The 12,173-nt window shown below is 69.7% G+C and carries 10 protein-coding genes; 8 read left to right on the top strand and 2 right to left on the bottom strand.

Going from position 1 to position 12,173, the window contains the following annotated elements:
* Nucleotides 1–51: 51 nt before the first annotated feature.
* Genes GTO19_RS07940 through pcaF form a run of 3 tightly spaced genes read left to right on the top strand, consistent with a single transcriptional unit; the run spans nucleotide 52 to nucleotide 2,655 of the window.
* Nucleotides 52–768 carry a 3-oxoacid CoA-transferase subunit A gene (locus GTO19_RS07940; protein ID WP_291020069.1) on the top strand — a complete coding sequence of 239 codons (717 nt, stop codon included), beginning with the start codon at nucleotides 52–54 and terminating at the stop codon, nucleotides 766–768.
* Nucleotides 765–1,421 carry a 3-oxoacid CoA-transferase subunit B gene (locus tag GTO19_RS07935; RefSeq protein ID WP_291020068.1) on the top strand — a complete coding sequence of 219 codons (657 nt, stop codon included), beginning with the start codon at nucleotides 765–767 and terminating at the stop codon, nucleotides 1,419–1,421. The genes GTO19_RS07940 and GTO19_RS07935 overlap by 4 nt, the downstream gene beginning before the upstream one ends.
* A 25-nt stretch (nucleotides 1,422–1,446) precedes the next feature.
* Nucleotides 1,447–2,655: a 3-oxoadipyl-CoA thiolase gene (pcaF, locus tag GTO19_RS07930; protein ID WP_291020067.1), complete on the top strand. Its 1,209-nt coding sequence runs from the start codon at nucleotides 1,447–1,449 to the stop codon at nucleotides 2,653–2,655.
* A gap of 6 nt (nucleotides 2,656–2,661) precedes the next feature.
* On the opposite strand, the gene GTO19_RS07925 is transcribed toward pcaF, so the two are convergent.
* The gene (locus GTO19_RS07925; RefSeq protein ID WP_291020066.1) at nucleotides 2,662–4,014 is read right to left on the bottom strand and encodes a lyase family protein; all 1,353 of its coding nucleotides are present in this window, start codon (nucleotides 4,012–4,014) and stop codon (nucleotides 2,662–2,664) included.
* 98 nt (nucleotides 4,015–4,112) lie between these two features.
* Complete coding sequence (locus GTO19_RS07920) at nucleotides 4,113–5,021, bottom strand: LysR family transcriptional regulator (RefSeq protein ID WP_291020065.1); 909 nt, start codon at nucleotides 5,019–5,021, stop codon at nucleotides 4,113–4,115.
* A gap of 103 nt (nucleotides 5,022–5,124) precedes the next feature.
* On the opposite strand from GTO19_RS07920, the gene GTO19_RS07915 reads away from it, so the two are divergent.
* The 5 genes from GTO19_RS07915 (at nucleotide 5,125) to GTO19_RS07895 (ending at nucleotide 12,144) form a co-directional block, all read left to right on the top strand.
* On the top strand, nucleotides 5,125–6,117 hold the full coding sequence (locus GTO19_RS07915; protein ID WP_291020064.1) for a tripartite tricarboxylate transporter substrate binding protein: 993 nt from the start codon (nucleotides 5,125–5,127) through the stop codon (nucleotides 6,115–6,117).
* Between the two features lie 14 nt (nucleotides 6,118–6,131).
* Nucleotides 6,132–7,838, top strand: a complete 1,707-nt coding sequence (locus GTO19_RS07910) for an FAD-dependent oxidoreductase (protein ID WP_291020061.1) — start codon at nucleotides 6,132–6,134, stop codon at nucleotides 7,836–7,838.
* A gap of 102 nt (nucleotides 7,839–7,940) precedes the next feature.
* Nucleotides 7,941–9,407 (top strand): hypothetical protein, encoded by a 1,467-nt coding sequence (locus GTO19_RS07905; protein ID WP_291020058.1) that lies wholly within the window; start codon nucleotides 7,941–7,943, stop codon nucleotides 9,405–9,407.
* Nucleotides 9,408–9,442: 35 nt separating this feature from the next.
* The gene (locus GTO19_RS07900) at nucleotides 9,443–9,922 is read left to right on the top strand and encodes an acyl-CoA thioesterase (protein ID WP_291020056.1); all 480 of its coding nucleotides are present in this window, start codon (nucleotides 9,443–9,445) and stop codon (nucleotides 9,920–9,922) included.
* A gap of 176 nt (nucleotides 9,923–10,098) precedes the next feature.
* Nucleotides 10,099–12,144, top strand: coding sequence for a hypothetical protein (locus GTO19_RS07895; RefSeq protein ID WP_291025857.1), 2,046 nt, complete (start codon nucleotides 10,099–10,101; stop codon nucleotides 12,142–12,144).
* The last annotated feature ends 29 nt before the right edge of the window (nucleotides 12,145–12,173 follow it).

Raw genomic sequence — 12,173 nt, 5'->3', positions numbered from 1 at the left:
CATCGATCGGCACAACAAGTCCCCTGCCCCTTCCCGTCCGGAGACAAGCCCGTGATCAACAAGATCGCCCCCTCGGTGGCCGAGGCCCTGCACGGCGTACGCGATGGCGCCACCGTGCTCATCGGCGGCTTCGGCACCGCCGGCATTCCCAACGAACTGATCGAGGGCCTGATCGACCAGGGCGCGCGTGATCTGACCGTGGTGAACAACAACGCCGGCAACGGCGACCACGGCCTGGCCGCGCTGCTCAAGACCGGGCGCGTGCGCAAGATCATCTGCAGCTTTCCGCGCCAGGCCGACAGCCACGTCTTCGACGGCCTGTACCGCGAGAAGAAGATCGAGCTCGAACTGGTGCCGCAGGGCAACCTGGCCGAGCGGCTGCGCGCGGCGGGCGCGGGCATCGGCGCCTTCTTCACGCCCACGGGCTTCGGCACCGAACTGGCGAAGCACGCCGATGGCTCGCCCAAGGAAACGCGGGTCATCGACGGCCGCCCCTATGTGCTGGAGTACCCGATCCACGGCGACGTGGCGCTCATCAAGGCCGAGCGCGGCGACCGCTGGGGCAACCTCACCTACCGCAAGGCCGCGCGCAACTTCGGCCCGGTGATGGCCACCGCCGCGAAGCGCACCGTGGCCAGCGTGTTCGACATCGCCGAACTCGGCACGCTGGACCCGGAGACCATCGTCACCCCGGGCATCCACGTGAGCGCGGTGGTGAAGATCGCGCGCGTGGCCACGCAGGCCGGCGGCTTCAAGGAGGCGGCATGAGCCACCTGAGACGCACAAAAGACGAACTCGCAAAGCGCGTCGCGCAGGACATCCACGACGGCGCCTACGTGAACCTGGGCATCGGCCAACCCACGCTGGTGGCCAACCACCTGCCGCCGGGCATCGAGGTGATCCTGCACAGCGAGAACGGCATCCTGGGCATGGGCCCCGCGCCCGCCGCGGGGCAGGAGGACTACGACCTCATCAACGCCGGCAAGCAGCCGGTGACGCTGCTGCCCGGCGCCGCCTTCTTCCACCACGCCGACAGCTTCGCCATGATCCGCGGCGGCCACCTCGACATCTGCGTGCTCGGCGCCTTCCAGGTCTCGGCCACGGGCGATCTGGCCAACTGGAGCACGGGCGAACCCGGCAGCATCCCGGCCGTGGGCGGCGCCATGGACCTCGCCATCGGCGCCAAGCAGACCTGGGTGATGATGGACCTGCTGACCAAGCAGGGCGCGAGCAAGGTGGTGCCGCAGTGCAGCTACCCCCTCACCGGCATCGGCTGCGTCAAACGCATCTACAGCGACCTGGCCACACTCGAATGCACGCCGCAAGGCCTGCGCCTGATCGACGCGGTCGAGGGCCTGTCGCTCGACGAACTGCAGCGCCTCGTGGGACTGCCGATCGCCGCCCCGGCAACGTCCGCCTGAACGAATTCACTTTCCCGGAGAAACCATGACCACCCGCCAAGCCTTCATCGTCGACGCCATCCGCACCCCCTTCGGCCGCTACGGCGGCGCGCTGTCCAGCGTGCGCACCGACGACCTCGCCGCCATTCCCATCAAGGCCCTGATGGAACGCAACCCGAACGTGGACTGGGCCGGCGTGGACGACGTGCTCTATGGCTGCGCCAACCAGGCCGGCGAGGACAACCGCAACGTGGCGCGCATGGCCGCGCTGCTGGCGGGCTTGCCCATCGACGTACCCGGCGCCACCATCAACCGCCTCTGCGGCTCGGGCATGGACGCCGTGGGCAGCGCGGCGCGCGCCATCAAGGCCGGCGAAGCGGGCCTGATGATCGCGGGCGGCGTGGAGAGCATGAGCCGCGCGCCCTTCGTCATGCCCAAGGCCGAGAGCGCCTTCAGCCGCGCCAACGCGGTGTACGACACCACCATCGGCTGGCGCTTCGTCAACAAGCTGATGAAGGCGCAGTACGGCGTGGACTCCATGCCCGAGACGGCCGAGAACGTGGCCGTCGATCACCAGATCGAGCGCGAGGCGCAGGACCGCATGGCCCTGGCCAGCCAGCTCAAGGCCGTGGCCGCGCAGAAGGCCGGGCACCTGGCGCGCGAGATCGTGCCCGTGACCATCCCGCAGAAGAAGGGCGATCCCGTCATCGTCGACAAGGACGAGCACCCGCGCGAGACCAGCCTGGAAGCGCTGGCCAAACTGAAGGGCGTGGTCAAGCCCGAAGGCAGCGTGACCGCCGGCAACGCCAGTGGCGTCAACGATGGCTCCTGCGCGCTGCTGCTGGCCGACGAGGCGAGCGCCGCGAAGAACGGCCTCACGCCCAAGGCGCGCGTGGTGGGCATGGCCACGGCCGGCGTGGCGCCGCGCGTGATGGGCATCGGCCCGGCGCCGGCCACGCAGAAGGTGCTGGCGCTCACGGGCCTCACGCTGGAGCAGATGGACGTGATCGAACTCAACGAGGCCTTCGCGGCGCAGGGCATTGCGGTGCTGCGTTTGCTGGGCCTGAAGGACGACGACGAGCGCGTGAACGCCTGGGGCGGCGCCATCGCCCTGGGCCACCCGCTGGGCGCCAGCGGCGCGCGCCTGGTCACCACGGCGGTGAACCGCCTGCACGCCACGGGTGGCCGCTACGCGCTGTGCACCATGTGCATTGGCGTGGGCCAGGGCATCGCGTTGGTGGTCGAGAAGGTCTGAGCCGGCCTACTGCACCCAGGCATCGAACTGCTCGGCGCTGGCCAACTGGCGTTCCAGCACCAGCTCGCGCAGCGGCCGCCCCGAGGCCTGCGACTCGCGGTACAGCACGGCGGCTTCTTCGTGGCCGATGTGCTTGGCCAGCAGCGTGGCCTGCAGCATCGCGGGCGACAGCGTGGCCGCGATGCGCTCGCGATCGGGCTCCATGCCGCGCACGCAGTGCTCCTCGAAGCTGCGCATGCCACCGGCCAGCAGGCGAATGCTCTGCAGCAGGTTGTGCGCCAGCAGCGGCTTGGCCGCGTGCATCTGGAACTGGCCCAGCGTGGCGCCGACGCCGATGGCCACGTCGTTGCCCATCACCTGCGCGCACACCATCGTCAGCGATTCGCACTGCGTGGGGTTGACCTTGCCCGGCATGATGGAACTGCCGGGCTCATTGGCCGGCAGCCGCCATTCGCCCATGCCGGGGCTGGCCTCCCAGCGCAGGTCGTCGGCGATCTTGCACAGCGCCAGCGCCAGCACGCGCAAGGCGGCGTGCAGTTGCAGCAGGGCGTCGTGCGCGGCCTGGGCCGCGTAGGGGTTGTCGGCGCGGCGCATGGGCAGGCCCGTCACCTCGCTCAAGGCCTCGGCCATGCGCTGGCCGAAATCGGCGTGGGCGTTGGCGCCACTGCCCACCGCCGTGCCGCCGATGGCCAGGCCCTGGACGGCGCGCAGCGCGGGCTCCAGCCCGGCGTCGGCCTGATCGAGCTGCGCCACCCAGGCCAGCAATTCATCGGCCAGGGTGAGCGGCAGCGCGTGCTGCAGGTGGGTACGGCCGGTCTTCTGCACGTCGCGCACGCCCTCGGCCTTGGCGGCCAGCGCATCGCGCAGGGTGCGCAACGCCGGACGCAAGGAACGCTCCACGCCCAGCAACGCGGCCACGTGAATGGCGGTGGGAATGGTGTCGTTGGACGACTGGCCGAGGTTGACCTCGTCGTTGGGGTGCACCTCGCGGCCCAGCAGGGCCGAAGCGCGGTGCGCCACCACCTCGTTCATGTTCATGTTGCTCTGCGTGCCCGAGCCGCTCTGCCACAGCGACAGCGGGAAGGCCTCGGCCCAACGCCCATCCACCACCTCGGCGGCGGCCTGCGCGATGGCATCGGCCACGGCGGGATCGAGCATGCCCAGCGACGCATTCACGCGCGCCGCGCAGCGCTTGATCAGCGCGAGCGCGTGCATCAGTTCGGGCGGCATCTTCTCGGTGGAAATGGCGAAGTGGCCGATGGCGCGCTGGGTCTGTGCGCCCCAGGGGGCGCCGGCGGGGATGGTGATCTCGCCCCAGGCGTCGTGTTCGGTGCGGGGTTGGGGTGCGGGTGGGGCCATGAAGAATCTCCCGTGAAGCGGCCTGCACCGGCAAACGCGGTGCCCAGACAACTGTAGACCGGCGCCAGCCAACCCCGGCAGCGTGCCGGAAGAAACCACTACGCCCGCAACGCCGCCCTGATCTCCTTCACCAGCGCCTGCCCCGATAGAGACAGCGCCCGCCCTCGCTTGGTCACGATGCAGATGTCGCGCGAGACCCGTGGGCCGGTCAGCGGCAACACCACCAATTCCTCGGGCCGCGCCGCGCGCGCGTAGGCCGCCGGCATGATCGCGATGGCCATGCCCGCCCGCGTCATCCACAGCGCGGTGGACAGGAAGGTCACCTCGTGCACCACGCGCAGCCGCACCCCCGCGCGCGCCGCACTGGCGTCGATCAGCGGCCGCACGCCGTAACCCGGGCGCACGGTGATGACGGGGTGGCCGTCCAGGTCCGCCCAGCGCAGGCGCGCGCGCCCGGCCAGCGCGTGCCCGGCGGGGCACACCACGGCCAGGTGGTCGCGCACCAGCGTGTCGGTGTCCACGTCGGCGCCCGCCTGCTCGGGCACGCCGATGCCGAAGTCCACCTGCTCGCCCACCACGCGCGCCACGAACTGGTCGGGCGCGCAGTCGTTGATGTCGACGTGGATGCCCGGGTGCCGCTCACGAAAGCGCACCACCGCCGCCGGCAACAGCAGCTCGGCCAAGGTGGGCGTCACGGCCACGCTCACGCGCCCGCGCCGCAGTTGCGACAGCTCCAGCGTGCCCGCCCCCAGCGCCTCCGCGTCGCGCAGGATGCGCTCGGCCAGCACGATGGCCTCGTGCGCGGCCTGCGTGGGCTGCAGGGTGCGCGTGGTGCGGTCGAACAGGCGCGCGCCCAGGCCGTCCTCCAGTTGCCGCAGCGACAGGCTCACCGCTGACTGCGTCACCGACAGCTGCTCGGCCGCCGCGCTCACCTTGCGCAGGTGGTAGACGGCCGCGAAGGCGCGCAACTGGCGCATGCTGGGGATGAAGCGGCTGTCGTTATTCATGAGTTGAAATGATAAATCGTTCGATAAGTTTCGCTTTACGCATGAATACGGAGCGGGTTGAATGGCGGTCGGATATCCACCCCCAGAACCAGGAGACAAGTCGATGAAGTTCCCCTTCCTTCGGCGCGCACTGTGCGCGGCCCTCGGCGGCGCCACGCTGTTCGCCTTCGCCAGCCCCGCCCTGGCCCAGGACGCCGCCTGGCCCACCAAGCCCATCCGCGTGATCGTCACCTTCCCGCCCGGCGGCAGCGCCGACGCCATCGTGCGCGCCATCGCGCCGCGCGTGAGCGAGAAGCTGGGCCAGCCGCTGGTGATCGAGAACCGCCCCGGCGCGGGCGGCAACATCGGCCTGACCGCCGTGGCCAAGGCCGAGCCCGACGGACACACGGTGGGCCTGGGCGCGGCGGGCGCGCTCTCGGCCAACGTGAGCCTCTACCCGCAGATGCCCTACGACCCGATCAAGGACTTCAAGCCGGTCTCGCTGGTCGCGGTCATTCCCTTCGTCTTCGTGGGTCACCCCTCGGTGGGCGTGCGCACGCAGGCCGAGCTCATCGCCCTGGCCAAGCGCGACCCGAGCAAGCTCACCATCGGCCACGGCGGCAACGGCACGGCCATGCACCTCACGGCCTCGCTGTTCGACCAGATGGCGGGCACGAAGATCGTTCAGGTGGCCTACCGTGGCTCCGGCCCGGCCGCCGTGGACGCGCTGGCCGGCCAGATCCCGCTGGCCGTGACCGACCTGCCCGCCGCGCTGCCGCACATCCGCGCGGGCAAGCTGCAGGCCTTCTCCGTCACCAGCGACAAGCGCGTGCCCGCCCTGCCCGACGTGCCCACCGTGGCCGAAGCCGGCCTGCCGGGCTACGAGTCGGTGGGCTGGTTCGGCATCGTCGCGCCCGCCGCCACGCCCGACGCCGTCGTCACCAAGCTCAACGCGGCGCTGGCCGACGCGCTCAACGACCCGGCCACGCAGGCCACCATCCGCGGCCTGGGCGTGGAGCCCGCGCCCAGCACACCCAAGGCCTTCGGCGACTACATCAAGTCCGAGACCACCAAATGGGCCAAGGTGATCCGCACCGCCGGCATCAAACTCGAATGAGCCCCTCCTCTCCCATGCCAGAACCGATCGACACCCGCACCGACGTGCTCATCGTGGGCGCCGGCCCCGTGGGCCTGACGCTCGCCATGGACCTCGCCGGGCGCGGCGTGCGCGTCACCATCGCCGAGCTGCGCGCCTACAAGGAGCCGCCCAGCGTGAAGTGCAACCACGTGGCCTCGCGCACCATGGAGCGCTTCCGCCAGCTCGGCGTGGCCGACAAGCTGCGCCAGGCCGGCCTGCCCGACGAGCACCCCAACGACGTGGTGTTCCGCACCGCGATGACGGGCATCGAACTCACGCGCATCCCCATCCCCAACCGCCTGGAGCGCTTCACCGACAACGGCGGGCCCGACACCTGGTGGCCCACGGCCGAACCGCCGCACCGCATCAACCAGATCTACCTCGAGCCCATCCTGCTGGAGCACGCGGCATCGCTGCCCAACGTCACCCTGCTCAACCGCACGCGCGTGGAAGGCTTCGAGCAGGACGGGGACGGCGTGTCCGCCACGCTCAGCGGCCTGGACGACGGCACGACACGAACGGTCCGCGCCCGTTTCCTGGTGGGCTGCGACGGTGGCGCCTCCGGCGTGCGCAAGGCCATCGGCGCGCAATTCGAAGGCACGGCCGTCATCCAGCGCGTGCAGTCCACCTACATCCGCGCCAAGGACTTGCTGCAGCGCCTGCCCGGCAAGCCCGCGTGGTGCTACTACTCGGTCAACCCGCGACGCTGCGGCACGGTCTTCGCCATCGACGGCCAGGAGACCTGGCTGGTGCACAACCACCTCAACCCGCAAGAGACCGAATTCGATTCGGTGGACCGCGACCAGAGCATCCGCCGCATCCTGGGCGTGGGCGCGGACTTCGACTACGAGATCATTTCCAAGGAAGACTGGGTGGGCCGCCGCCTCGTGGCCAACCGCTTCCGCGACCGGCGCGTGTTCATCGCCGGCGACGCCGCTCACCTCTGGGTGCCTTACGCGGGTTACGGCATGAACGCCGGCATCGCCGACGCGCTGAACCTCTCGTGGCTGCTGGCCGCGCAGGTGCAGGGCTGGGCCGATGCGGCCATGCTCGACGCCTACGAGGCCGAACGCCAGCCCATCACCGAGCAGGTGTCCCGCTTCGCCATGGACCACGCGCAGAAGATGATCAAGGCCCGCAGCGCGGTGCCGGCCAACATCGAGGCGCCCGACGCCAACGGCGAGGCCGCGCGCGCCCTGATCGGCGACGAGGCCTACCAGCTCAACGTGCAGCAGTTCTGCTGCGCGGGCCTGAACTACGGCTACTACTACACGGGCTCGCCCATCATCGCGGCCGACGGCGAAGAAGCGCCCGCCTACACCATGGGCGACTTCACGCCCTCCACCGTTCCAGGCTGCCGCGCGCCCCACTTCTGGCTGGCCGATGGCCGCTCGCTCTACGACGCCTTCGGTGAGGGCTACACGCTGCTGGTCACCCAGGCGGGCGCGAACGTGCAAGCCCTGACCGATGCGGCCGCCGAAGCGGGCCTGCCGCTGCAGGTGCTCGACATCTCCGGCGAGCCGCAACGCCCGGCCGAGTACCGCCACGCCCTGCTGATGTGCCGTCCCGACCAGCATGTGGTGTGGCGGGGCGACACGGCGCCTGCCGACGCGCGCGCCCTGGTGGCCCTGCTGCGCGGCGCGGGCCGCACCCGCCGAGCAAGCGGCGTGGCCGAGCGCGGAGAGCTCAACGAAGTCTGATGCGTCGAAAGGGCAAGGGAACCGCGTACCGCGCGCGGCTACGCAAGCGGCGCGCCTTGGGGCAAGCAGCCACGGCGCGTCCCTTCACTGACCGCAAGCCCGATGAAGCGCATCGCCCAAACGCCATACACCTCGACAACGCAAGCCGACCAACAGCAGAAATCCTCCGTCGCGCTCATACGCACCGACCCCGGCGGCGAGCTTGCGCGCAGCCAGACGCTGTGGGATCTGCTCCCCCGCGAAGTGGCTCAGAAAATCGTGTGGTACCGATCGCCGCTGCCCAGCCCCGGGCACGAGAGCACACTGGCCACTCGCATCGAGCTCTTCCGCTCGCTCATGGTCGACCGCAAACTGCGGGGCGCTACGCAGCCCCTCTTGCGCATGGCGCGCTGGTCCCACGAGTTCACCAAGTACTGGCCCAGGCCGTCGGACTTGCCCTCGAATGACTGCGCCGAGCCCGACATCGAGACGCTTGTCAGCAACCCAGTGACCCCAAGCGGGCCTGACGGGTCGGTGGACCTGACACTCGAACTGCCGAACGAGTACCAAGGCCAGGCGCGCACACGGCTCTTGTTGAGCGGCTTGAATGCCCACGATAGACCGCGGTTCATGCCCCCCCTGCTGACACGCATGTTCGCGATCTGGCTGGAGCGGCGGCACGACACCGGCGCGCACGCCCAACGCCTGCCCACGGACGACCTGCCCCGACTGCTGCTTCACGCCGATACCCTGCTGACACCGCCCCTCGTCTACGAGGCCATCGGCATTGCGTATTCGCGCCTGCCCCTGCACACCGTCAGTAGCGCGCCTGTGGAGCTGCTGCTCCAACATTTCATGCACTTCGACAGCGACCTCCAGTGCACGCTGGCGCTGCAGTTGCTCCTGCTGCTTGAAGACGATGATCTGCAGATGACAGCGCAGACCAGGGCCTCCCTGAAACGGCACGGAATCGATCGCCACTGCATGGTCGAGCAGGCCGTGCGCTGGAAGTCAGGCCTGCTGGACACGCCGTGGGATCAAATCGACGTTCAACTCGGCCACGAGGTGCTGGACTTCCTCAAGCGGACGCGATCGCCGGCGGGTATGGCGTGCATCGCGCTGCTGCTGAGGTTGTGCGCCGTGCCCCATCTGCGGGCCTTGGAGAGCGACGAGACCTGGATCGGGCTCATTCAGCAGGCCATGGCGCAGATCAGCCATCAACGCCCATCCGTGTGGAACGACACCTACCGCACCGACTACCTGGTCGCTCACCTGCCCGAAGACCTGGGCGTCGCCGCGTTCAAAGGGCTGCCCGCTGCACAGCGCCTGCGCTTCATCCGCAAGCCCCAATGTGACCTGTATTTCAAGGCCCGCAGGCACATCCCTTACCTGCGGGCACTATTCCAGTCCGAGGACATTGAGCCAGTGACGCGGCTGGCGACGCTGGACCACTTCATCGGGGGGGTGGTTTCGCGCGGTGCATACGATGCGGAGGCGCTGCCTCAGCTACGGCTGTGGCGCCAGATCCTGGACGACAGCATCCGTGCTCAGGAGCTGACCCGACCAGAGCCGCGCCATGCGCCGGTGTAGAGTGACGCCCCTTGCCAGCGCCACACCCTTCCGACATGGACCTCCCCTCCCACCAGTTGAGCATGACCGTGCTCATGACCCCCGACATGGCCAACTTTTCGGGCAACGTGCACGGCGGCACCATCCTCAAGCTGCTCGACCAGGTGGCCTACGCCTGCGCCGCGCGTTACGCCGGCCGCTACGTGGTCACGCTCTCGGTCGACCAGGTGATGTTCCTGCAGCCCATCCACGTGGGCGAGCTCGTCACCTTCCTCGCCTCGGTCAACCACACCGGCACCTCGTCCATGGAAATCGGCATCAAGGTGGTGGCCGAAAACATCCGCTCGCAAGTGGTGCGCCACGCCAACAGCTGCTTCTTCACCATGGTGGCCATGGGCGACGACGGCAAACCCGCACCCGTGCCGCCGCTGCAACCCGCCACGCCCGACGAGCACCGCCGCCACGCGGCCGCGCGCGTGCGCAAGCAACTGCGCCAGGAGTTCGCGCAGCGCACCGAGGCCCTGCGGCAGGCGTGATCAATTCCAAAGTTCATCCAATCGTCATGATTCACGGCGCCGCCAGGGTCACATAGCTGCGCCTTCCGCCCCGCGGCAGGCGGAATCCCAGCATGCGCTCCTTCACGACCCAAGCCACCGTCACCACCCCCCTCATCCGGCCTCGGCAGACCCCGTCCCCGGGATTCATCGAGACCTTGAGCGGCCTTTTCGGCACCACGCAGCCGCCACCCGAGACAGGGCGCCAGGCCCACACCATCCAGCTCAACGACCAGTGGCTGCAGCAACTCGGCGCCGACACCGAGTCGCGCGCCATCGCATCGCAGCACCCACAACTGCAGCAAGCCATCTCCGCGTTGCGCGCTGCCGATCCCCCCGTGGTCGAGCTGCACACGGAGGACGGCGAAACCTCATGCACCTTCCTGGCACCTGGCCCCACGCGTGACACCCTGGAGCGCGTGGCCTGGATCGGCCAGACGCTGCTCCAGCTCAACGACCCCGCCGCCGCCCGACTGCTGGCCGCCGCCAGCGGCGCTGCCCGGCAAGGCTTCCCCGCGCGGGAAGTGGCCCTGCTGCGCGATTGCGGCCGGGCACTGCAGAACAGCAAGGCGAGCCTGCCGTTCAACGCCCTGATGGCGCTGTGCATGCGCACCGCCGAACTCATCGATCTGGGCTTCATGGACAAGGACGATGGACTGCTGTTCGAAGCGGCCGCCTGCCGCTCGCCGCAGGGCGCGGCCTATGGCCGCAACCTGTGCCTGCGGCGCCTGCGCTCGGAAGTCAAGGCGCTGTCGGAGCAACCCGCCGGCGAACGCCAGGCCGACACCATCGACCGCCTGGGCCGTGAGATCGATGAGCTGCACCGCCAATGCCGCACCCTGAACCAGCGGGAGCCGGCGCAAGCCGCCATCGAGCTCCTGACGGACCTCGTTGCGCTGGCGAAGGGCACGCCGGCGCAAGCCACGCTGTCCGCCACATGGGACCGCCTGATCGACACCCAGGCCCGGTTCTTCGACGCGCCCCTGGACGTCGCCTCCTGGTACCCGGACCTGCTCGGAGGCGGCGACCCCCAACTGGCCGCGCAGGCCTACCAGCAGCGCCTCGACGCATCTGCCGATCCCGCGGGACGCCACAAGGGGTTGTGCAACTGCCTGACCACCCTCGTGCAGCACGGACCCGATCGGCCCTGGTCGACCTGGGCGGCGCACCTGGCGTTCGCGGCGCAGGCCTTCCCGCAGCAGCACGACGCCCGCGTCGACGTCAGCCTCTGCCTGAACTGGGTGTGCGCCCAACCGGGTGACGCGGCCCAGCGGTTGGAGCGCCTGTGGGCCTGCATGGCCGCCGCGCCCAAGCCACACAAGACCCTGCGCCGCCAGGACACGGAACGCCTGCTGAAACTCATGCTGGACCTGCCGGCCGAGGCCTCCACCCAAGCCTTCACGACCTACATGGCCCTGGTCCACCCCAAGCTGAAAACGCGGGCGGAGCCCTTGTGGACGCTGCTGGACGCCCACCGGCAACTGACGGCAGGCGCCGCCCCCGGGAAGGTCCTGGAGACGCTGGTGACCCGCCTGAGCCAAGGCCAGCACCCCATGGCCCCCATGCCCGAGTGGGACTTCGTGGTGCGGCGCCTGATGGGCCGCCTGCTCGCGCGCGACAAAGGCATCGGCATGGCCAACTCCCCGGCCCTGCGCACCTTGCTCGTGCGCCACGCCGTGGCCTCGAAGGACCCACTGGCGGCGCTGGACAGCACCATCGAGCTGATGCGCACCCTGTGGAAATCGGTGCGAGACACGCCCGCGTCGGCCGGTGCCGGCACCGATGACACGCCCGGTTTTTGCATGGTGCTGCGCAGCCACCTGCAACATCGATTCGGCTTCGGCGGCCAGGACCCCGAAACGGCGGACGGCGAGAAACGGCATGCCGAGCAGTTGATGGACGCCTGCCTCCGCGTGTTCGAGGAGCCCTCGCATCCGGTGTCGGCAGTGCCCGCCGTCGATTCGACGCCGGCGTTTGCGGACGTCTATTCGGGCCTGGTGCGGGCTCGCCTCGCCCAGCGAACCCAGGGCAACAGCGCTCGCCAGTCCGTGGAACAGACCGTTGCACTGCTCAAAGCCACCCTCGGAGGCAAGGCGCTTCTGCAGATGCTCGACCGCCGCGACCCCGCCTGGCGCGACTACAGCGCGCGACTGCAGGACATGGTCGAAGCCCTGCAGGACGCGCAGGGCAACGACCAGCGCTGAGCCGTACGGGCTACCCGCTTGACGGCGGG

It is taken from the genome of Hydrogenophaga sp. (assembly GCF_011772445.1).
Classification (GTDB): domain Bacteria; phylum Pseudomonadota; class Gammaproteobacteria; order Burkholderiales; family Burkholderiaceae_C; genus Hydrogenophaga.
Note: the sequence above shows the minus strand (reverse complement) of the source record. Positions and strands in the feature narration are given on the sequence as shown.